16 protein-coding genes are annotated in these 21627 nt (G+C 58.9%); 11 read left to right on the plus strand and 5 right to left on the minus strand.

The annotated features are described in order from the left end of the window. Nucleotides 1-180 precede the first annotated feature (180 nt). Entirely contained in the window at nucleotides 181-924 is a 744-nt protein-coding gene (locus ACR3E6_RS10810) for a hypothetical protein (RefSeq protein WP_480487095.1), read from the plus strand. A gap of 48 nt (nucleotides 925-972) precedes the next feature. Beyond that, nucleotides 973-5202 carry a PKD domain-containing protein gene (locus ACR3E6_RS10815; protein WP_480487097.1) on the plus strand — a complete coding sequence of 1410 codons (4230 nt, stop codon included), beginning with the start codon at nucleotides 973-975 and terminating at the stop codon, nucleotides 5200-5202. A 25-nt stretch (nucleotides 5203-5227) separates the two neighbouring features. Here the strand turns inward: ACR3E6_RS10815 and ACR3E6_RS10820 are convergent, their stop codons facing one another. Beyond that, entirely contained in the window at nucleotides 5228-5680 is a 453-nt protein-coding gene (locus ACR3E6_RS10820) for a hypothetical protein (protein WP_171723565.1), read from the minus strand. Here ACR3E6_RS10820 and ACR3E6_RS10825 point away from each other — a divergent pair. The 4 genes from ACR3E6_RS10825 to ACR3E6_RS10840 are packed head-to-tail and all read left to right on the plus strand — an operon-like array spanning nucleotide 5666 to nucleotide 10293. Beyond that, complete coding sequence (locus ACR3E6_RS10825; RefSeq protein ID WP_480487099.1) at nucleotides 5666-6616, plus strand: S8 family serine peptidase; 951 nt, start codon at nucleotides 5666-5668, stop codon at nucleotides 6614-6616. The genes ACR3E6_RS10820 and ACR3E6_RS10825 overlap by 15 nt on opposite strands. A gap of 30 nt (nucleotides 6617-6646) precedes the next feature. Continuing rightward, a complete protein-coding gene (locus tag ACR3E6_RS10830; protein WP_171633556.1) occupies nucleotides 6647-7102 on the plus strand; it encodes a hypothetical protein in 456 nt (151 codons plus the stop codon). Further along, nucleotides 7095-8069: a polyprenyl synthetase family protein gene (locus ACR3E6_RS10835; RefSeq protein ID WP_480487101.1), complete on the plus strand. Its 975-nt coding sequence runs from the start codon at nucleotides 7095-7097 to the stop codon at nucleotides 8067-8069. The genes ACR3E6_RS10830 and ACR3E6_RS10835 overlap by 8 nt, the downstream gene beginning before the upstream one ends. Before the next feature lies 1 nt (nucleotide 8070). After that, nucleotides 8071-10293, plus strand: a complete 2223-nt coding sequence (locus tag ACR3E6_RS10840) for a geranylgeranyl reductase family protein (protein WP_480487103.1) — start codon at nucleotides 8071-8073, stop codon at nucleotides 10291-10293. A 168-nt stretch (nucleotides 10294-10461) separates the two neighbouring features. Here the strand turns inward: ACR3E6_RS10840 and ACR3E6_RS10845 are convergent, their stop codons facing one another. The 3 genes from ACR3E6_RS10845 to ACR3E6_RS10855 all read right to left on the minus strand — a co-directional run bounded on the left by ACR3E6_RS10845 (nucleotide 10462) and on the right by ACR3E6_RS10855 (nucleotide 16107). Continuing rightward, complete coding sequence (locus ACR3E6_RS10845) at nucleotides 10462-14751, minus strand: thiopeptide-type bacteriocin biosynthesis protein (RefSeq protein WP_480487105.1); 4290 nt, start codon at nucleotides 14749-14751, stop codon at nucleotides 10462-10464. Between the two features lie 38 nt (nucleotides 14752-14789). Further along, complete coding sequence (locus ACR3E6_RS10850) at nucleotides 14790-15182, minus strand: hypothetical protein (protein ID WP_171723560.1); 393 nt, start codon at nucleotides 15180-15182, stop codon at nucleotides 14790-14792. Between the two features lie 253 nt (nucleotides 15183-15435). Then, nucleotides 15436-16107 carry a GntR family transcriptional regulator gene (locus tag ACR3E6_RS10855; protein ID WP_171633543.1) on the minus strand — a complete coding sequence of 224 codons (672 nt, stop codon included), beginning with the start codon at nucleotides 16105-16107 and terminating at the stop codon, nucleotides 15436-15438. Between the two features lie 128 nt (nucleotides 16108-16235). On the opposite strand from ACR3E6_RS10855, the gene ACR3E6_RS10860 reads away from it, so the two are divergent. The 5 genes from ACR3E6_RS10860 to ACR3E6_RS10880 all read left to right on the plus strand — a co-directional run bounded on the left by ACR3E6_RS10860 (nucleotide 16236) and on the right by ACR3E6_RS10880 (nucleotide 20429). After that, on the plus strand, nucleotides 16236-17180 hold the full coding sequence (locus ACR3E6_RS10860; RefSeq protein WP_480487108.1) for a class II glutamine amidotransferase domain-containing protein: 945 nt from the start codon (nucleotides 16236-16238) through the stop codon (nucleotides 17178-17180). Further along, nucleotides 17177-17890 carry a GltB/FmdC/FwdC-like GXGXG domain-containing protein gene (locus ACR3E6_RS10865; protein ID WP_152457491.1) on the plus strand — a complete coding sequence of 238 codons (714 nt, stop codon included), beginning with the start codon at nucleotides 17177-17179 and terminating at the stop codon, nucleotides 17888-17890. The genes ACR3E6_RS10860 and ACR3E6_RS10865 overlap by 4 nt, the downstream gene beginning before the upstream one ends. After that, nucleotides 17875-19299, plus strand: a complete 1425-nt coding sequence (locus tag ACR3E6_RS10870) for an FMN-binding glutamate synthase family protein (RefSeq protein ID WP_152457492.1) — start codon at nucleotides 17875-17877, stop codon at nucleotides 19297-19299. Before ACR3E6_RS10865 ends, ACR3E6_RS10870 begins: the two co-directional genes overlap by 16 nt. Beyond that, nucleotides 19296-19991, plus strand: a complete 696-nt coding sequence (locus ACR3E6_RS10875; protein ID WP_480487109.1) for a type 1 glutamine amidotransferase — start codon at nucleotides 19296-19298, stop codon at nucleotides 19989-19991. The genes ACR3E6_RS10870 and ACR3E6_RS10875 overlap by 4 nt, the downstream gene beginning before the upstream one ends. 87 nt (nucleotides 19992-20078) lie before the next feature. Further along, the gene (locus ACR3E6_RS10880) at nucleotides 20079-20429 is read left to right on the plus strand and encodes a YjiS-like domain-containing protein (RefSeq protein WP_171633536.1); all 351 of its coding nucleotides are present in this window, start codon (nucleotides 20079-20081) and stop codon (nucleotides 20427-20429) included. Here the strand turns inward: ACR3E6_RS10880 and ACR3E6_RS10885 are convergent. Continuing rightward, the gene (locus ACR3E6_RS10885) at nucleotides 20426-21565 is read right to left on the minus strand and encodes an FAD-dependent oxidoreductase (protein WP_171723557.1); all 1140 of its coding nucleotides are present in this window, start codon (nucleotides 21563-21565) and stop codon (nucleotides 20426-20428) included. The genes ACR3E6_RS10880 and ACR3E6_RS10885 overlap by 4 nt on opposite strands. Nucleotides 21566-21627: the final 62 nt, after the last annotated feature.

Consider the following 21627-nt stretch of genomic DNA (forward strand, 5'->3'; position numbering starts at 1 on the left):
GCGGGAAGGTTCCGCACTGCTGTTATCGATAGTTGGTCAGGGCCTGTATTCCAGGCCGCAAAATTCACGATAAACCCGTCCGATAAAACCAGCGACGCGACAAATAACGTTACGCGATCGGGTTGAAGTCAGCCTTGCTGCGTCTCCGGCTCATTGACGGAATCGCTTTAAAAATATATCGTGAAGGCAGACTCCCAAAGTATCTATCTATCAGTTCCAAGCGTTCAAGAGTTACGTTTATTTCGTAATTGGAAGGCTGCTATGGCTACGTTTCAGGACGTTCAAGCAGCAGTGCATGATATTGCTGCCCGTTTGAATGTCACCCCAGAGCTTGCTCGTGCTGCGCTGATTAACCCCGTGTTGGCGCTTGAGGAGCTTGGGTTCGAATTGGACCTGTCTGGCCGACTTGAGCTGGAGGACAGAGCGCGGTTTTCCAAGAAACAGATCGTTGAACGCAAAAGTTTGCGGAAAAAGATTTTCGCCGCGTCCGGGCATGAATTTGACCCCGGGCAAGAACACGATCTGGCTGTGGTCCTTTTCGACGAGTTGAAGCTGGTCGATGAGGCGTCAAAACGCCCTGACCTGTCTCCCTTGTCCGTGCCGATGCGAAAAGTGCGCTATTCCACCTCCAAAGTGAAGGTGGCCAAGGTCAAGGCATCAGAAATCGCTCGCCGGTTTCCTGGGAAAGCCAAAGGCAAATCCGTCGCCGGGATCGATCCAAGTTTGATTGAGCCCGTGAAGATTCCTGATCCGCTGGAAGCGCTGGGCAAGGCGCACAAAATCATCTCTCCGTTACTTGCCTACCGGCAACTTGATGCATCGACACCGCGTTTTGCGACTGAGGCGCTGTATCGTGCCGTGCGAACCGGGAAACGTAGGCTGGTCAATATCACGCCCCGCGCCGTTGTCACCGGCACTGCTTGAAGACACCCGGGCGCGATTTCCTCGCGCCGTCACACCGAGGACGTCAGGATGGCAAATACAAGAGGATACCAAGTTGTCGTCGAAGCCTCAGAAGAGGTCCTGCGAAAGGTCATTCGGGGGGCGTGGAAGTCCGCGGAATGCGACGATGATCCCGGCGATGAAGGCCGCATTCCCGAATTCATGGATGTTCCCGCAGGTGAAACCTTTGGCGGTTTTGTCGTCGCTGACGGGTCTGTTCAGATACCCGAAGACCAGTTGGACGCCAGCTTGCGTCCGGACATCACCGGTGCCGAAATTCGACTTGGTGTCCTGATCCAGATCGAAATCGAAAACCCCCCGGTTCCATCGGCGCAAATGCTGACGATGACGGCCGATCTTGCTGCGGCTGCGCCGATCGGTCTAATTCCCGGGCGTCAGGATGTGGGATGGCTGTTGGATGGCCTGCCTCGCAACCAGGTGTCCGCCACGCTGACCAGCGGCGATCCGATTGCGTCCAATATCGAGTTGTTCGCAAGTGAATTCGTGGACAAAGCCTATGAGAACGGTGGCCCCGGCGGACCGATCGATCCGGCCTTTCCCTCCATCCCCCATGTCATCGATGAGACCGAGCTGCAATTTGCCTTGGGAGCGTTGACGACGGATGTCCATGCGGAAATCTTCAACGACGCCTCGGACGCGGCGCACGATATTGAAACCACCGTGTCAGGCGGTGACATAACAATTTCGCTGCCGGTTTATCTGCGGATGTTCAACATTGTCGTTGGGCCGACGGTACAGCTTTTTTTCAATCCTCAGGATCCCATGGGGATCGAAACGCGGATCAACATCACGGCACCATTCAATCGGGTCGGTTCGGAATTCCGCACGGATTTAAACGCGGCCATCGTTACCGTGGACGCGATCAACCCCGCCGGTCCGGAATATGGGCCAGAGGGTGACAATTACATCGACAACCGCGATCAACTGGCGGCGATCCCGTTGGTCGCGATTGACCTCGACGCCCAGATATCCAGCGAACTGGTGTCGCGGGGGCAGGAATTGGCCAGTGGGCTGGGCGAGATTTCAATTGCGGCCCCGACAGTAGCCGAGATCGAAGAATTCATCGGCGACTTTTTTCATCAGGATCTTGAGGCCCGCGATTTCGTTTACATCTGGGGGCCAGAGGCAACGGACGAAGAGTTTGAAGTCGACAGTATCACCGTCGGCGTGACAAACGAGTTTCTGGCGATCGCCTTGAACGATGATGGCGGTGGTGACGTAGGCGGGCTTGCCAATTTCATCCCTGCTGACAGGGATTTTGCAATTGCCATCAGCGCGGCCCAGGTTGAAGCATCGATTGAAACGGCGCGCATCGAAGCCGAATTGTCGGATGATGACCTTCCGAAGACCTTTACACCTGACGGGCGCGAAGTCCGGCTGACCGATCTGGACGTGAGCCTCAGGGCCGGGGCGATCAGAATATCGGGCAAGGTGACGGTCGTAGACGCGATCCTGGGCAGTATTGATGTGGATGCCGACTTTTTCAATGATGTCGGATTGCGCTGGCAGCCGAACGGTTCGCTGGGCCCAACCGGTGGGCAGCAAATGGATCACTTTGAAATCGACAGCGATGTCGATCCCGAAGAATCCGTGCTGCTTTGGGTGCTGACGGCAATCGCCGCGATATTGTCATTCGGCGCTTTCGGAATTCTGGGCGCATTGGTCGTTGTGATCGTGGCCCTTGTCGTCCGGGGAATTGCCGAAAGCATGGGCAGTGAAATCCTGTCAGATGAAGTTACCAATACGGTCACAGGTATCACCGGCTGGCCGGAGAACCTTGCCAGGATCGGGCGGGTCGAAGCGGTATTTTCGGACCCGATCGTGATTGATACCGACGGTCTTGAAATTGCCGGAGATTTCACTGTCATAAGCAGTTGCGAAGCCACGGATGTCGTCCCGGCGGATTCGGGTGGTGCACGGTCGGGTGCGGCCGCATCGGCCATGTCGCTTGCGGCTGCGAATGAACATCCTGACGCGGGGTACGAGTGGTTGCCGGGTGACGGAACACCGGCCGCTGTATTGCCCTCGATTCAGCATGTCTATGCTGCAAGCGGTGTCTACACCGCAAAACATGCGCTGACGATCAACCAGCCGGGCGGCGCGCGCAGTCGCAGTTTCTCGCTTGTTACCGTCGAAAATGTGCCGCCGACAGTGGATGCGGGCCCTGATCTGACGGTGCAGGAGGGCGAAGAGGTCACTCTGGTCGCACGGTTCCGAGATGTCGAATACCCCGACACCCACGAGTCCATGTGGTATTTCGGTGATCACCACGCGCCCAAACCCGGCGTGATTTCTGAAACCAATGCTCCTCCTGCGGCGACAGGCACGTCGACCGTGACCCATGCCTGGTGCGACAATGGCGAATACACCGTCACGGTGCGTATTCGCGACGTCAACGGGGGCGAGGCCATCGACACCTTGCGTGTCACCGTGACCAATGTTCCGCCCGAAGTCGAAGCTGGCCCGGACCTTTATGCATATGTCTGCACACCGATTACGCTTGTCGCCGATTTCCGGGATCCCGGCTGGTGCGACACGCATACGGCCAAGTGGGATTTCGGCGATTGCAGTGAACCCCGCACGGCCCTGATCGAGGAAACGAATGAACCACCGGCAGCCGAAGGCACGGCGACCGCCTCACATATCTATGAAAACTGTGGTGACTTCCGGGCCATCTGTACCGTCATGGATGACGATGGCGCCTTTGGTCAGGATGACCTGACCGTCCGGGTCGTGCATTTGCTGAACCCTGGTTTCGAAGATGGTTTCCGTTCGCTTCCAGCGGGCAATGTCGGTCGCTTCTGGACACCCTATGCATGGCTGACCGACTTGGCAGCCTTTCATGCCGGAAAGGGAAATCCCGTTCCGCAATTGGCCCCGATCCCCGCCGATGCCTTTGACTGCGAAGGTTGCATCGTCCGGACCGGGGACAGGTCCCAAAGGGTCATCGCGCAGCGCGGCCTTCGTGTCGGCCTGTGGCAATCGCTGGGTTCGAATCCGGGTTGGGACTATGAGTTCTCATGTTGGTTCGCGAAGGAGGCCGGCGACGCAGGCGGCTATGCTCTGGGGTTGGATCCGCGCGGTGGTGATGATCCGCGGGCGCCCTGGGTGGAATGGTGGACCGGCAATCTGGACGGTGCCTGGCGGCAATTGCGGGGTCGCGTGACGGCGGAAGCCGAAGCCGTGACGGTATTTCTGGAGTTCAGCGGAGATGATCCGCGCAACGATGCGCTTGGCTATATTGATGATTGCGCTTTCATCGCGATTCAGCCGCATTGTCCGGAGCAGCCGAAGCCCGATCCGGAAGTTCCCCCGCGTGAACGTTGCATTGATTTTCGCGGCCAGAAACTGCCTTCCCGCCATCCGGTATTGAACGTCGGCGGTGTGCGGTTCCTGCCGACCAAGGGCAGCCTTCTTCAGATCATTGGCGGGTTCCAGCCGCAAGGCACACCCAAACTGTTGCTTTCCATCGCCGGTGTCTTTGCCCATCTGCCGGTCGTTGCTGATTGGGCCCGCCTCAAGCTGAGCTTTGCTGGCGGAAAGCCCATAACGATCATCGCACTTGATGCGGCGGGCAATGTCCTGACGACCCAGACAGGAACGCAGCAGCAGGGGGTACAGATTATCGAAGTTCAGGCGAGCGGTATGGTGACCCTCGCCATGCGCGCGCAGGAAGCGGCGTTGATCGAACTGTGTTTCCGGCCGGAACACCCGCGCAGTACGCCCTCGGCAGAACCTGAACCGGGGCCCGGCATTGTCGTGAATCCGCGCTTCGACCGTGCCGTCGCACCGGCCATGTTCAGTGCAGGGACGACCACGGAGGACAGAACCTTGACCGAAACCAACAGCCCTCATCCGTTCGGCCTGTCCGAGGCGGCTTGGGGCAAGCTGGACACTCAGCTGCGATCGGAATTGGCGAAGGCTGCAACAGACGGCGATGATGGGAACTCGATGCAGGTCATATTGCGCTTGGCGCCAGACACCGAAGGCAATGCGCCCTCTTTCCGGCGCGCCGAAACGAAGGCACGCGAAGATTATTTCCGCCGACGCACACGGCCCCTGGTCGGCACCCTGGAAAGCCTGGGCGGTGTCGGGATTACCGAACTGTGGCTGATCGACAGTGTTGCCGTCGAACTTTCGCCCGGGGCCATCGCGACAATGGCCAACGATCCTTCCGTGGTGATGATTACCCATTCCACCAAACGTCAGGCCATTCCTGAAAACCCCATAAGACCATGATCTAAAGGAGCACGAAATGTCCGAGTTAAGCCGGGAACACGTTGATCGCTTCGAAAGAGCGGAACGTCGTGAAATCGAGAAGCTTCGTGCCGAGTTTGGCAGCGAGTCCATCTTGAAGATGGACAGCATTATCTTGCGCGACCTCTTGGCCAACCGAAAAGAGGCGCGCCTGAACGCCCTGCTTGGCCAAACCGAAACCGCCCAGCTTCCCCGGCATCGCGTGCTGGTCTCGCTGCGCAGCGGCAGGGCATCGCCGGATCGCCCGCCCCGTGCGTTCGACCGGCGCCAGAGCCGCCGTTCGATCATGCAACACCGACGCCATGGTGAAGACGTGGTGGGCAAAATCGCCCGAAGCTTTGAAGAGCGGGGGATTGAGGTCGAACGGTCGTTTTGGCTGACTCACAGTCTGGTTGTCCTTGCCGATGATCAGCGCCTTACGGATATCGCGGGGCGCGCCGATGTCATGAAGATAGTTCATTGCAAAAACCAGATCCTGATCGACCTGGATAACAGTCGTCCGCTGATCAATGCCGATGTCGTGGAAGCCAGCGGGATCAACGGTGCCGAAGTGGATGTTGCCGTTCTGGATACGGGCGTGGACCAGACACATCCCGAACTTGCCGGAAATTTCGGCACCCAACAGGATTTTACCGGCGAGGGGTTGGGCGACCTGAACGGGCACGGTACTCATTGTGCGGGTGTTGTCGCCAGCAATGGCGCGACGTTCCGTGGTGTCGCCACGGGGGCGGTTATCCACGACTACAAGCTGCTGGATCAGTTTGGCAGTGGGAACGCTCCAAACTGCGTTTCGGCAATCCAACAGGCCGTCGCGGACGGGATGGATGTTCTTTCCAATTCCTGGGGCTTTTCGCACAGAAACGGCAATTGGGTCGATCCGGACGGAACATGCGTTTTGTGTGTCGCCGCTGATGCGGCTTCGACCGCCGGGGTGACCTTTGTGGTGGCCGCGGGCAACGAGGGCAATGACAGTTGCGGCACCTATGACACGCGCATTCGCTGTCCGGGTATTGCGCAGAGCGTGATCACCGTCGGCGCAAGCGATGACAGCGACAACATGGCCGGTTTCTCCAGTCCCGGACCAACGCCGGATGGACGCGACAAACCGGATGTCACCGCCCCCGGCGTGGATATCGTGGCATCGCGATCGGCGACCGGCAATGACATGAATGGCGGCGCGACGGTGATAGATCCGCTTCATCTCGAGGCCAGCGGCACCTCGATGGCCTGCCCCCATGTCGCCGGGGTCGCGGCGCTGATGTTGCAGCGAAACCCGACACTGCTGCCGGCTGACATCAAGGCAGTTCTCATGGCCACCGCCGTCGATATCGGCGCACCGACCACGCAGCAGGGCGCCGGGCGTGTGGATGCTCGGGCGGCGGTCGGCTCGGTCTGATTTGGAAATTCTGGAACGGAGGATACGAACGTGGCAGACTATGAACAGCGGATGCAGCCGGAAGAGGGTGCAAAGGCAGTCGAAAAACTGGCCGAAGATGCTTTGGCGGGTTTCAAGGCGGACGCCAAGAAGGAATATGCTGAACTGGTCAAGCAGTACGAGGGCGCCAGTGCAACGGTTGGTGTTTTTGGTATGGGGTCGGTCGAAGTTTCGGTGATGAGCGGTGAAGTTCACATCAACCCGAGCCAAAAACGCAAAGGGAAAGGCCGGGGCGTCGGCGCGATCTCACCGGAAGCTCTCGTGGCCATTTCCGAAGGCAGGATGACCGTAATGGACGCTTTCCACCGTGGTGAGATTGTTGTTCGCGCCGAGTCCGCAGCACTGCACGAGGGCTACGACAGTTTCATCAGGAACTCTGAAGCGGCGCTCAGGTCGAAGCGTTTGCAGAAGACGCTGGCGCAGTTCCGCAAGATTGCGGATGTCTGACTGGTTGCAGGACGAACAGATCCGGGCCACGATACCCCAGGTTGAAGCATTCATGTTGGATGCTGTCGCCTCGGACCAGCCGGGTTTTGAAGAGATAGCCCACTGGCTTATCGGCGCTGGCGGGAAACGGTTGCGGCCAATTCTTCTGCTGCTTACCGCGCGAAGCCTCGCCGACACAGAAGGCCGCAAGCGCGCAATTCAGGCGGCGGCGGCTGTCGAAATGATCCATGTGGCGTCGCTCTATCATGACGACGTCATGGACCGGGCCGAACTTCGGCGTGGAGCGGAAAGCGTGAACCGTCGCTGGTCTTCGCCCATCGCCAGCTTCGCCGGAACATTCATTCTGGCCCGTGCACTAAACCTGTTGGATTCCATCAGCCCCAAAGCCTCTGAGCTGGCTGGCAAACACTGTTCCGCGCTGTGTCTGGGGCAGTTGCGCGAAGCAGAAAACGCCTACAACGCCGATTGGACCATTGAAGAGCATCTTGAAATGCTCGAGGGCAAGACGGCCGAGCTGTTTGTTCTCGCCGCATCGCTGGGGGCGATGTTGGCAGACGTAAGTGATCAGGAACGAGACGCACTGATCACCTATTCAAAGTGCCTCGGCCTTGCATTTCAGCTGCGCGACGATGTTCTGGACTACATTGCAAGCAGCACCGAGCTTGGAAAGGGGTCCGCCTCTGATCTGCGCGAAGGGGCCTATACGATGCCGGTGCTCCTGTGCCTGGGTCAGAACGGTCAGGCCGCCGATGAATTGCGGGCCAGGTTGAGGCTGGCTGAAATGCAGGATGCAGACGTTTCGCGTGCTGTGGAAATCATTCGCAATTCGGGTGCGGTTGAAGCCACGGAACAGCTGGCGCGGGACAAATCCGAGGCAGCCGTCACGGTCATCTCGGGGCTTGACGATCATGTGCTGCGCGCCTCGCTGGCAAACCTCGCCCGGCTTTCGGTCGAAAGGAGGGCCTGACATGGACGGTTACGGCCCTCTTGCCGAGGATCTGCCGCTTGCGACACCTGCGGAAGCCGCCGCCGAGACATGGGACGCCATCATTGTCGGTGCGGGGCCCGGCGGCAGCGCTGCCGCCATCGAGCTGACGCGGAGAGGTCGAAAGGTCATTCTGATCGACCGTGAGGATTTCCCTCGGGACAAAAGCTGTGGAGACGGGATCACCCGGTCCGGTATCTCTCAGCTGAAACGCCTCGGCATCCTGTCCGCGCTTACAGATCAACAGGAGGTCGAAGGTGTGCGTGTCCATATGCGCAACAGGGGCCACCGGGATTTTCGATACGAGGGCGAAGACGACTATGGGCTGGTTGTACCCCGTTTGATACTGGATGACTGTCTTTTGCGTCAGGCCCGCGCGGAAGGAGCGGCTTTCTTGCCGAAATGCCGTGCCGACGATCTGGTAACGGATGAAAGCGGGACTGTCACAGGTGTCACCGCTCGGATGCAGGATGGCACGACAGTGGTTCTGACCGGGTACATGGTCATCGCCGCAGACGGGGCCGCGTCTCGATTGGCGAAAGCAGCGGGATTGCGGGAAACACCGGAACAAGGCTATGGCACCGCGCTTCGCGGTTATGTCGATGGCTGCGGAGACACTCCGCCACTGCTGGAAATAATGCTGCCGCTGACTGATGTTACGGACCGGTACTTGTTGCCGTCCTATGGCTGGGCATTCCCAACGGGGAAGGGAACTGCAAATGTCGGTGTCGGGCTGTTCTGCAGGGCGTTTGACACCAATGTCAGAACATTGTTCGACCAATTTCTGGACGTGCTCCGAAAGGATTATCCGGAATATTCGGGCATTCAGTTGTCCGGTACGACCTTGGGGGCACCGCTGAGGTTCGATTTCGCACCGGAACGCGCCGCCCATTCAGGTCTGTTGCTGGTAGGGGACGCCGCCGGTCTTATCAGCCCGTTTACAGGCGAAGGAATTAGCTTTGCGCTGGAATCCGGTGCGCTTGCAGCGCAAACCACTGATCGATGTCTCCGCACAGGGGCAGGCCCTTGGGTGGCGGCAGACGACTATGCGCTTTTGTTGGGGGATCGCTTTGCCGGGTACTTCACGCTCGGGAACCGCGCAAGCCGCCGATACGAGTTCATCTGGCGCGTGTTGGACGATACGTTTGAAAGCGACAAGCCGGTCCACAACATGCTGCGCCGCGCCGTTTTGGTGCCTGAAGGCACGGGCGGTGATGTGGAAAGCGCCATGTTGGATGACGTGTCGCCCCTTGTACGCGTGCCCGAGATGCCGCTTGGGGACGACCTGCGCGATGTGGGCGCACGCCTCAATCACATCGTGCGCACCGATTGGCCGTTTCTGACGCGCATGTCCTTCGCGGGCAAGCGGGCTGACATGGTTGCGTTTCGACCTTCGCTGTTGCTTTTGCTGACGTCCTATCTGGGTGATGTTGAGGCAAAAAGGCGTCGTGCCGCGGCCACGGCGCTGGAACTTGCGTATCTGGGGTTTCTTGCCCAAAGCGGCATTCGAGGGATCGAGTCTGCGGCGGTAGCAGCCGACGCCAAGGCCAACTGGGGCGACAAGCTTGGGATACTCACAGGTGATTATCTTCTGGCGAAGGCGCATGAAGTCGGCGCACGGGACTGCCCGGATCTGGTGCCATCAATCCTGAGTGCCATGGCCTCGGCCTGTGAAGGCCGGGTGTCCGAGCTTCGGACCGCATGGCAACCGGATCTGGCGGTCGAAAAGCGCATCGCGCAGATGCGGCAATGCATGGCTGCATTCTTCCGACTGCCTTGTGAACTCGGTGCGATGCTTGCCGAACAAAACGATCTGTCAGACGCCCTTCGCGACTATGGCGAGAATCTTGGCCTGGCTTACCTGCTGACCGAGGATGAACTGGCCCTGGACCGCCCCCCGGGCAGCACCCCATTTGCGTCAGACCTCTCGAGCGGCCTGTTCAGCGTGCCGGTTCTCGAGGCAGCCCACCGGCAAACCGGGGGCGCGGCAGTCCGTGCTTTCCTCAGTCACCGCGACCCTGCGCGGTTTTTGGCAGAGCTTTCTCCGGCCGCGCGCCATATCAAGAGGCAGAAATTGCCTGAAGAATACCGCGATCAGGCAATAGCAGCGCTAAGCCCCGTGCCACGGGGCGGCGTGGCAAAATCGCTTTCGGCGCTTGCAGGTTACGCGGTAAGTCGACAGGTCCCAAAACGCCGCGTGCTGTAAAAGTGCGATCCAGGTTCAGTGGTGTCCCGCTGTAGGTCAAAAGCGCAACCGTTCGCGTTGCCTTGCCCCATGCGCCGGGTGCTTCATTCGGGAGCAGGGGGTATGTGTGGACAGCCCATGTTTCGGGCGGACGGTTCAGGTTCCAACCCGCTGCCGTGAGCATGCCGCTTAGGACGATTTCCACCCGTGGCTCAATTTGGTTCGATAATGTCGACACAGCGCCTCGTGGATGACCGCCTCTTCCGCGGCGGTTCCCCAGTGGAGGATCCGGTTGATGGACATATGAGCGAGGCTTCCCAGAACGTCGGCCAAGCTGCTTCCCAACCGGCCATCCTGTTCTTCTCGCTGAAGGCGTCCAAGATCCGGATGAAGCCTGGCCGCACGTGCGTTCCAGCGCGATGGCCGCGAATGAATGCCTTTGCCCACCCCGAGCTCACTCAGAACAACACACGCACTTTTCCATTCCTTTCCAATAGCACGACGCGCAATCCGGCACGACGCCGGGCCGCCGCCGTAGTTTTGCGAACAGCGCTCGGAGATCGCCAGCCGAACACCTGTAGGCAATTCCAAATCTTCGAACAGGGCGTCGATACTGGCGGCCGACGCCATCCACCGTCTGGACCGGCTGATCTTCGGATCGTTGAGCACATCAAGCGCAGTGATCGAGTCGGCGCCGAATATCCTCTCGCATGCGCCGAGCCCCAGTTCTCCGCCGTAGCGCGCCGTTTCAGGCAGGTATTCGTCAACAAGAAACCTGTCCACCAATCCACCGGCCGTTTTCTGCAAGTGAACAAGCACCCGGTTCCTCAGAACTCTGTCATGATCCTTTGAAAACTTGATGCGGAAGCGCAGTTCAAGCTCCGGGTCTGCATATCTTACGAAGAACCAGTTCTCGATCAGATTGCGTTTCTGCCACAGCGCCAACCTGTTCGATTGCAGTTTCAGGAACTGTTCCAGCTTCATGGCATCCCCGAAAAGCCGCAGATACAACCATGACCCGGCCTCATCAGTACCGTGCCCCAGCGGTTGCCATGCGGTCGGGTTGGCATCGTATTCGACAAAGGGCGTATCAACTGGCTTTGCTGGGGCATAAACCAGTTCAGAGGCCAATCGACCATGCGACGAGTCGATCCACCAATCCTTGGGCGTTGGAAGGTACTCGCAGATCGAAAGCGGCCCTTTTTTCAACGTCTTGATCAGGTTCGCAGTGGAAAAGGGGTTGTCCAGATCCCATGGCGTGGCCATGTCGCTGGCCTCATCCGTAGGGGCCACGTATCGCGGCAATTCCAGTTTTTGTCGGTTGGCTTCCAGCCAGAATTCCGCTTTGCCCGACCTGACCACCTGTGTCGGGATGCAAAGACGCCACCGTTGCGGCGCAAGGACCACATTTCCAGCACAGACCCTGGGCAGCCGGTTCCGATTGCTTTGCGATTGCCACGACCAGATCACCGACGGTTGCCGCATGTGCATGGCGATGTCGATGAGCAGAAGATAGACAGCCGGCGCCCCGGGAGGGCTTTGGTGGGCAGCGTGCAGTTGTGGAATGACCTCGACGCCTTGGCTGCCCCAGAACAGTCGGAACCGACTGCCATCGTGGCGAATCCACAGATCGTGCAGCGGAATCCTCAGTTCGGGCGGTAACCCGCTGTCGCCGAGGATCTCGATGACATACCGGGAAAGGCTGGCGCGTCTGAGGATGTTTGATGACCGGGGGTCCGTAGCGCACAGGATGTCTGCTTCGACAATTGTCGAATCCTCTTCACGCGTGGGGCTGTGTTGCATCAACGCGTCTGCGATCAACTGATTTCGCCTTGAGAAACGGCCGAAAATCGCCTTGGGCCCGCCCGGGAAAATACCTTCGGGATAGGCCGTCCAGACGGGGTTGTGCCCGACACTGCGTCCTACTTTGCTCAGAAGAACGCCATCCTGGATGGCGAAAGGGGCCTGATCCGTATTGCGGGCATGCAGGATCTCGATATCCTGCGCGCAAAGCACCCACTTGCGTGCCTCCCAATCGGGTTCCAGCGGAAACTCCTGAAGGTTTTGCCTAGGGGCATCACTTGACGACCCCGTACCTGTAACGAAATCCATCCGCAGCGGCATGCCGAGATATGCAAGCCCGCTTTCGGCATCCACGGCCTGACCCAGCAACACGGCGCGGTCACCGTAACGGTCAAGGAAACGCCGTTCAAATTCCAGAAAACGGTTTGGCTTTGGCACGCGAAAGCCGATCTTCTCCAAAATGTTCCATGCGTCGGTCAGTGCCTGCACCGCGCGCAGTGGTGTTTCCAACGTGCCGACGCAATGCGCATCGACATGCAGAAAATCACCTCTCCAACCCGGGGCGAAAGAGTCAGCTGTTCGCCTCAGTTGCTTTAACGCGATCATCGAAGGGGTTTCACGCGCGGCATCAAGAGCATGCCCGAGCGCCGCCAAGCCTCTCTTTTGGCGGGCGGTCATATCTCTTTCCAGCCGCTTCAGGGTTCTGGCGGTTGCATCATGCCCCAGAAGTATTGGGTCTTTCCGTGGTATCAGAGCCTCGGACCGACAGAGATCCGAGATCGTCACGTCAGATTTGAAAGAGCGGTCTTTAAGGGCCGTTTCCAGATCGGAAATCGGTACGGAATCGACATCAAAGATGAACTCTGCCAGATCGGAATCCGCCGCTGCAATGATCTGTTCGTGGTTCCAAGGGCCGTCGAGATCACCGTTGGTTATCCAGTGCAGAACGTCCTGTTCCCACCAGGCCGATGGATTGCACCTCACCCTTGTGCTTTGCGTTTCGGCGAGTCCGGCGGCAATATGGGACAAAAACCCACAGTCCAGATCCATATCCAGATGGTGGTCGGCCACGGTGACGATGCCCTTGCCTGCAACAGGTACTGCCGTGCCCACTGCCGCGAATGCGCCGAACGGCGTCGGGCGAAAACACATTCTGTAAACAAACCGATACAATGTGCCGAGGACTGCGGGGGAGAGGCCTTCGCCTTTCTCGAGTTCCCGCATGACCTTCGAAAAGAAACCGGGTCGTGCAATGAACAGCGACACGGCAAAGGCCGGATCGCGAATTAAATCTGAAGCACGCTTTTCCAGATCCTTTTTTCGGGTGCTTTTTGTGACTCCGCCAAGATCGTGCTGCGGTGAACGCGTACAAACACGAATTCCGAGGAACGGACGAGAGCTGTGCGGTTTCGGATGGGACGGGCAGTGGACATTCTGTTCAACATCCAGCCCCATGAACTTCAGATATCCGAGGTAACCCGTGTCCCTTAGGGCAAGCAGTGCCAACAAAACGCCGCTCGACCCGGTCAAAAGATCCGTCGATTGAAACGTCTTCCAGCCTGCGCCGATCGCGGGAAGCCCGTCCGGGCTCAACTCCCGTTCAACGAGGGACAAAAGCCGTTCGGCGTGCTTTTCGATCAGGGGATCGACGTCCGCGTTGGGAAAAAGCGATCGAATGGCAAGGGCCATCACGACAATTCCGGCATCGCCATGGCACAGCCCGCCGTCATTGATACCTGTCTCACGAATAGGTCTGTCGACGCAGGATACCAGAACCCGCGATGCGACATCGCGTATTTCGTCCTCCATACCCACCAGCCTCGCCGCCGCGAGCGCGGTGTATATGATACCTAGGTCGCCATAACACCACGCAAGACGTGACGGTACCTCCCACGCATGACTGAGCGCTGACATGCAGGGAAAGCAGGATGACAGGCCGCTGTCTGAAAACGCGCCCCGGTGCGAAAGGAGAAACAGGACCGCGTCTTTGAGGTCTTCGATGTGTCGCGGTGTGAACGCGTGCCGCCGACCCAGGCGAGCCAGAGCCAGAACGGCGCCAGGAGAACCATGCGCCAGCCCCATGTTGACGAGGTACCGCGTTGTCTTCAGGGGGCCGGTCTCGTCTTCCGGAGAGGAAAAAGGTTCTGTCCACGCAAGCCCCCGTTCTGTGCGTGCCGAGTGCCTCCAAAGCTCCTCGGCTAAACGCAGGCACAGCGACTTTCCCCCAAGACGGGCCGTCCGGGATTTCGGTTCGCACAAAAATACGGATATACCCGCAAGACCGGACACGTGATCGAAATGCCCCATCCAGGGGGCTTCGAGAAGGCGTTGCGCAACCGAACGCAGGGCACGGTCAAGCGCCAGTTGCGCTTCGGGATCGTTTGGATTGGCGTCCAGAGCATGACAGGCCAGCAACCCAAGGCCGGCGCGGCCATCGAACAGTGAAACAGGGGCTCCGCGCAGGTCTCGGTCGCAAGCCCAGATGGTCGCAAGGCGACGTGACGCGGCGGATCGCACGCGATCATCCTTCAGAAACTTGTCTGCCGCCAGCAATGCCATCGCCTCTCCGGCGACGGCGCTTCCCAGTCCGATAGCATCAGTTCTGATCGGGGCCGCCACAATCGACCCTGCAATGGACTGTATTGCCGCTTCAATCCGCGTTGATGAAATAGACATTGAACAAAATAAATTCTCCGCCACGCGAGATTTACCATTCAGCAGGCGTTTGGATGGCACCCTTTGCTGCTGGCACGGATGCTGCACCAATTCTTGCAGCAATTTTTGGCCCAGCTGAACGTGCGGCGCGTCGGGGCCCCAACGCTGCCGGCGTCAACGAAGCCGAAGGCAGGACCGGTGGACGTGGGATTGAAGCCAGAAGAATGATCCCCCAACTCGCCCAGGGATTCGATGGACGTCAAAAGCGCGTCCACGCGATGTTCGACGGTTTCCAGCCTGTCTTCCGGGCCTGGTTCCATGACGCGCATCAACTGGTCGAGGCGCTGCTCGATCGCGGTCAGCCTGTCATCGACAGACCGGCATTCCGGATCTGTCTTTTCGCTTTCGGTGTAATCGTGTTCTTTGCGATTGTCGTTTTCGTCAGCACTCATTTCTCTCTCCGGAATCTGAGGTGGTCGAATAGTCGACTTGGGACCGCCTGTGGAAAAATGTGTCGTCCAAATATCAACTCCGATGGAATCGGAGGGTCTTTGTAATGAGAGATTTCAATAATAGACGAAAATGACCGTTTTGTCATGAAGCCGTCAGAACAGCGCGCGGATACTTGGTGGCATTGCCCGCGATGCATGAGCCGGTTTCAGGCAGGCGAACCGGCGCGGTCCGCCCTGCCGACGGTTCCGTGCGTCAGCCGTTGTCCGCTTCTTTCAGCCCCTCGATCTGCAAATCGAACCCGGCCTGAATATGGGCGGTAAAGGTTTCCAGTGCTTCTGTCACGTCTCCGGTTTCAATCGCGTCGACAAGCGCCTGATGATCACCCAGAGACTGTGAGATATCGACATTTTCGATTGCGGAAAACAGGTGAAAGGCCATGGCCTTGCCCCAGATCATGTCGAACATGTCCAGCAGGAACTTGTTTCCCGCTTCAACCATGAAGGCGCGGTGAATGCGCCGGTTGGCAATGAAATAGTCGCGCGTCGTAGGATTGGTCAAGTTTTCTTCACGACGAATCAGCGCGCGCAAACCCTCCAGAACCGCGGGGTCTGCGTGGGCCGCAAGAATCCGGGCGGCCTGACCTTCGATTGCGGCGCGGGCCTGATACAGCTGCCGGACTTCGGCTTGATCCATGCGGGCCAGCCGGAAACCACCGCTTGCGGCGACTTCCAGAACACCTTCGGTTTCCAGCCGCATCAAAGCCTCGCGAACCGGGGTGCGGCTGATGTTCAGTTCCGCTGCCAGCTTTTCCTGAACCAATCGGTCTTCGGCAGAGATTTCGCGGCTCATTATGGCTTCGACCAACTGATCATAAACCTCGTCCGCCAGCCGTCTGCGCTGTGTTTTTATCTGTTTCAGAGCCACTCGGAGCCTCTCTTTCCGTGTTTTGTGAATTCTGTATTCAAAAAAGCATCTGGTGCCAAGGCGAATGGGCTTGCTATTGTCCGTGTACTGTATACAGTATACAAACACAGTTGAACAGGGAGCTCTTCATGTGTGGAATCGCTGGAAGGATTCTTACCGCACCCGGGCAGGTCGGGGCGGACCTGGTAGACCTGATGGATGCGCAGGAACACCGTGGCGCAGACAGCACCGGGTTTGCAGTTTATGGGCCGCCACGAGACACCGGATATGTTTTACGAGGGATGGGATTTGACAAATCCCGGCAGGATGCTGACCTGAATGCGTTTGAGGCGGTGTTGAATGATCACGGCTCTGGCTTTCTGTCCGATCCGAAGATCGTAACCGATGAGAACCGGCATTATTGCTTTCGCGCGGAAATCTCGGACCCGACTGATTTGCAGGCCTGGGTGCGGGATGCAGATGAGCTGACGGACCGGTTCGAAGTGCAGTCCTGCGGCCGCAGTCTTGAGATCATCAAGGACATCGGCGGCGCCGAAGCGGTTGCCGAAAAGCATGGCGTGCGCGACATCATCGGCACCCATGGTCTTGGCCACGCGCGGCTTGCGACGGAAAGCTCGGTTCTGCCCAACGCTTCACACCCGTTCTGGGCGCGGCCGTTTTCGGATGTGGCGATCGTGCATAACGGCCAGATCACCGATTATTTCACATGGCGCGACAAGTTGAGCCGAAAGGGCTATCGCTTTCTGACCGAGAATGACAGCGAGTTGATTGCGGTCTGGGTCAGTGACCAGATGAAAGCGGGTCTGACGATGGAACAGGCGCTGAAGAAGTCGATTACCTCTATCGACGGAGTATTCACCTACATGATCGCAACGCCGGACGGGATCGGATTTGCCAAGGATCGGTTCGCGATGAAGCCGTTGGTTGTGGTCAATCGCAATGGCGATCTGGCCGCCGCGACCGAAGAACAGGCGGTGCGTCGCGTGATGGCCGAAGAATGCGACGTGATCAACTATGATGGCCCGTCGCTGACCGGCATCTGGGGTGTCGGCAACCGGAGCCTGGCAGCATGAGCGAGGTAGCAAGACAGATGGATGAAATCGTCATCGAAGTCGGCAAGCGGCACATTCGTGAGGTGAACCGGGATATCATGGCAGCCTGCGCATCAGGACGGCCGATCCGGGTTGTCGATACGCTGTCGCGACACAATCTGGGCGTGGGCCTGCCGGACAATGTGGACATCACTTTCGAAGGTTCGGTGGGGTACTATTGCGGCGGTCTGAACACTGGCGCCAACATCTCTATCGAACGCAATTGCGGGTGGGCCGTGGGCGAAGGGATGGCCAAGGGTCACATCACTGTCGGTGGCTATGCGGGCATGTCCTGCGGGGCGGCGATGATTGGCGGCACCATTCATGTCAAAGGTGATGCCGGGCCGCGTGTCGGTGTTGCCATGAAGGGCGGCAACATCGTGGTCGAGGGCAAGATCGGATACCAATCCGGTTTCATGGCGCATGCGGGACGCATCATTGCGCTGGGCGGTGCGGGTGAATCCTGTGCGGACGCTTTGTGGCAAGGCGAGGTTTGGGTCGCAGGCGAAGTTGACAGCCTGGGTGTGGACGTCTCGGTGATCGAACCCACTGCCGAAGAGGTGGCCGAGGTCGATGCGATCCTTGACCCTCTGGGGCTTGTCGACAGCTCTCGTAACTGGCGCAAAATGGTCTCTGGCCAGCGCCTTTGGTATTTTGAAAGCAGGGACGCAAGCGCATGGCTCATGATCTGAGTAAACCCTATGACTACCCGTTCGAGGTCGCGTCAGAGGAAGAAATACGGTTCCGCGACGCAGGTGCGGTCGATGGACGACCGGCTGGTGTGCCTTCGTCTTATGATGAAGGGGGATCAACCCGCTGGACGCCCGAAGCGATATCGGAAGTTCACGCATTGGCGCAGCTTGGGCGGTATCAGGTGCGTGGCTACAACACGTTCAACAAGCAGTTGCCGACATTCGACGATCTGACATTTGTCCCGGCGACGATGACCCGCCTTCCGCTGGAAGGATACCGCGAGAGCTGCGATACGACGACGGTTCTTGGCGGCGGGCGCGGATTGGTGGAACGGCCACTGGAACTGAAAATCCCGATCTATATCGCATCGATGTCTTTCGGCGCGCTCTCGGCCTCGGCCAAGGCGTCGCTTGGTTATGGTGCCTCGAAGGTGGGCACCATGACCTGCACCGGCGAAGGCGGCATGCTGGAAGAGGAGCGCGAAGCCTCCCAACGCCTGCTCTACCAGATGTCGCCTGCCCGCTATGGGGTCGATCTGGATCACCTGCGCCGCGCCGATGCGCTTGAACTGGTGGTCGGGCAGGGGGCCAAACCGGGCACCGGCGGTCTGCTGCTGGGAATGAAGGTCAGCCCGCGGGTCAGCGAAATGCGCACTTTGCCCGAAGGGGTCGATCAGCGATCCACCATCCGGCACCCCGATTTCCTTGGGGCTGACGATCTGGCCGTCAAAATCGAGGAATTGCGCATCGCCACGAACTATCAGGTGCCGATCTTTATCAAGATGGGGGCCACGCGGCCGCGGTTCGACGTGGCCGTGGCTGCAAAGGCGGGCGCGGATGTGGTCGTGGTGGACGGGGCCGAGGGCGGCACCGGTGCGTCACCCGAGTTGCTGCTGAATCACACGGGCATACCGACCATGAGTGCCATACGCGCGGCACGCGAAGCGCTGGATGAGTGCGGGATGAGCGGCAAGGTCTCGCTTGTCGCCGCGGGCGGGATTCGATCAGGTGTGGACGCGGCCAAATGTCTGGCGCTTGGGGCGGATGCGGTCATGATCGGGAATGCCGCGATGGTCGCGCTGGGATGCAACACTCCCAGATATCTGGACGATTACCAGGCGCTGGGAACATCGCCGGGGGCGTGCCATCACTGCCATACGGGCCGTTGCCCGGTTGGGATCGCAACGCAGGATCCTGACCTTGAGGCGCGTATGAACCCGCATGCAGGTGCAGAGCGCGTCGCGCGGTATCTGACCGCGATGACAATGGAGATCACGGCGCTTGCCAAGGCCTGCGGCAAATCTTCGGTGCACAATCTGGAAACCGAAGATCTGCGTGCGCTCAGTTTTCAGGCCTCGGCCTTTACCGGCGTCAAGATGGCGGGCATCGACCGGGCCTTCGACTGGTGAGGATCGCGCTTCTTGAGTTGACCCTTCATCCATTGCCGCTGCTTGAGGGGCTGCCGCGTACGGCCCAGCAGATCCGCGCATGGCTTGAACCACATCTGCCCGAAGCCCGATTTTCCACGGTGGATGTGGTTGATGGCGAGGCATTGCCTCAGCTCGGGGATTTTGATGGGGTTGTTGTCGGAGGGTCCGAATTCGGCGTCTACGATGACACGAAGTGGATGCGGCCCCTTCGCGATTTCCTGGAGTTGTGCCGGGACCATGCCAAGCCGGTCTTCGGCATCTGCTTTGGTCATCAGATCATGGCGGATGTTTATGGCGGCAAAGCCGAGAAAGCCGAGATCGGCAATGTCGTCGGCGCACGAGGCTTCGACTATGGTGGAACCAGCGTAGATGCCTTTGTCTGGCATCAGGATCAGGTCACGCAGGTTCCGCCTTCGGCGCAGGTGACAGGGTCGGCGGATCACTGCCCGGTAGGGGCCTTGGATTATGATTTCCCGGCCCGTTCCGTGCAATTCCATCCCGAATACCGGGCAAGCCATCTGCGTGAATTGTTCGTGCGCGGGCGCGACGTGTTCCTTGCACCGCAAAAGGCGGATGAGGGGCTGGCCTCGATTGAGATGGCACATGTGCCGAAGGATCTGGCCGCCGCGCAGGCGGTTGACTTGTTTCGCAATGCCTGCGGTCGGACGTAAAACCTGAAAACCCGCTTGATCCTGATCAATTCCGGCTTTGAAACGCTGTGTATACTGTATCCATAACGTGGTGGAGGAGGCCGCGATATGTCGGGATACACAGATTTCTTTCAGAAAATAGCGCGCATCGTCAGCTCACCTCGGGATGAAAACCTGAGTGACAGAGAGCTTTCAGACCTTGGCTTGTCCCGCGCGGATCTGGCCATGTTGCGATCGGGCGCACCACAGGCACGAGAGCGTATACTCGCCATGGCCGGACAATTCGGACTGACCGAGGCAGACCTGAACGCGCACCCCGAGCTGGGGTTGGAACTGGCGGAAAAATGCGGGCACTGCCTTCAGGCCGAAACCTGCCGTGACGCGATCCGGGCGGGCGCGCGACTTCCCCAGGGCAAATGCCCAAATGCTGGAATTTATCGCGCCCTCCTGGATGGTTAGCGTCCACTGGGGCTTTCCTTCGGGCTCAGCTTTCTGCGGCCGCTGATCTTGAACCGGTCCGCGGTTCCAAAATCCTTCAGCCCAACGCCTGCTGCAAATTCTGCGAACACCGGGGCGTGCTTGAACAAATGGCCAGAGCATCCGCCGGCGAACAGCACGTTTTCATGCTCGGGGTGCCAGTCGACAATGAAATGTGTATCCGGGGTCAGAATGATCTGGTTGAACTTGGAATCCACGACCCTTTGCCCCTCTAAACCCGGAAGCCGGTGGCGGATATAGCTGCGTGTGCGGCCCAGCGTTTCCTGGCGGATCAGCCGTTCATCATTGTCCAGATCGATCTTGTCCGGGATGACAACCGCCGCCTTTACGCCGGATCCTTCGGACGACGGCAGACCAAATGACCCTTGCCCGTGATCGATCCAGCAGGGCATCCGGCTCATGTCGAAATCTTCCGACCCGTCGGGTGTTGAGGTGTAGAGGACATTTACGCCAACCACGGTCGAGATCGGTTTGATCGATCTGGGAAACATGTCAGCCATCCATGGGCCAGTCGCCATGATGATCAGATCAGCCTCGAGCGGTTTGCCGTCAAGCATCGGACGTTCCGATCCATCCGTGGTGACGCGACCACGTTGTACTTTGCCTCCTGCCTTTCGGAACAGATCCAAACCGGTCAGAACGCATCGATGCGCCATCAGCATTCCGGCTTCGGGTTCGAACAGCGCATATTCGATGTCGGTGACCTTGAACTGAGGGAACCGCGATTCGATATCCGACCGACCGAATTTGTAATAGGGCACCCCGACCCGGTCGAAAGTTTGTGCGGTTGCGTCTTCCCAGTCGCAATGCCCCGCCGTCGCCAGAATCAAGGCGCCGCATTCATACATCAGGTTCTGGCCGCTTTCGGCTTGCAGCTCCAGCCAGCGCAGGCGGCTTTCGCGCGCCCAGCGTGTATAGAACTCGTCCCGCCCGGATATGGCGCGAATCACCCGGTTGTAATCTGTTGAAGATGCACGGGAATGTCCCGGCTCCCACCTGTCGATCAATGTCACGGCCTCGCCGCGCCGTTGCAGTGTAAGCGCCGTCATGACGCCGACTATGCCGCCTCCGACAACGATGACCGAGCTTTTGGACATGGCGCAGATTTTCCTTGTTTCCTGACTGGCTTTGTGAATACTGTATACAGAATACAACAATT

This window comes from Ruegeria sp. AL3, from assembly GCF_056536065.1.

Excerpts from the sequence above, each read along its gene's own strand:
- ACR3E6_RS10815 (WP_480487097.1), top strand. The coding sequence starts at position 973 with ATGGCAAATACAAGAGGATACCAAGTTGTCGTCGAAGCCTCAGAAGAG.
- ACR3E6_RS10825 (WP_480487099.1), top strand. The coding sequence starts at position 5,666 with ATGAAGATAGTTCATTGCAAAAACCAGATCCTGATCGACCTGGATAAC.
- ACR3E6_RS10820 (WP_171723565.1), bottom strand. The coding sequence starts at position 5,680 with ATGAACTATCTTCATGACATCGGCGCGCCCCGCGATATCCGTAAGGCG.
- ACR3E6_RS10835 (WP_480487101.1), top strand. The coding sequence starts at position 7,095 with ATGTCTGACTGGTTGCAGGACGAACAGATCCGGGCCACGATACCCCAG.
- ACR3E6_RS10840 (WP_480487103.1), top strand. The coding sequence starts at position 8,071 with ATGGACGGTTACGGCCCTCTTGCCGAGGATCTGCCGCTTGCGACACCT.
- ACR3E6_RS10845 (WP_480487105.1), bottom strand. The coding sequence starts at position 14,751 with ATGTCTATTTCATCAACGCGGATTGAAGCGGCAATACAGTCCATTGCA.
- ACR3E6_RS10850 (WP_171723560.1), bottom strand. The coding sequence starts at position 15,182 with ATGAGTGCTGACGAAAACGACAATCGCAAAGAACACGATTACACCGAA.
- ACR3E6_RS10860 (WP_480487108.1), top strand. The coding sequence starts at position 16,236 with ATGTGTGGAATCGCTGGAAGGATTCTTACCGCACCCGGGCAGGTCGGG.
- ACR3E6_RS10865 (WP_152457491.1), top strand. The coding sequence starts at position 17,177 with ATGAGCGAGGTAGCAAGACAGATGGATGAAATCGTCATCGAAGTCGGC.
- ACR3E6_RS10870 (WP_152457492.1), top strand. The coding sequence starts at position 17,875 with ATGGCTCATGATCTGAGTAAACCCTATGACTACCCGTTCGAGGTCGCG.
- ACR3E6_RS10880 (WP_171633536.1), top strand. The coding sequence starts at position 20,079 with ATGTCGGGATACACAGATTTCTTTCAGAAAATAGCGCGCATCGTCAGC.
- ACR3E6_RS10885 (WP_171723557.1), bottom strand. The coding sequence starts at position 21,565 with ATGTCCAAAAGCTCGGTCATCGTTGTCGGAGGCGGCATAGTCGGCGTC.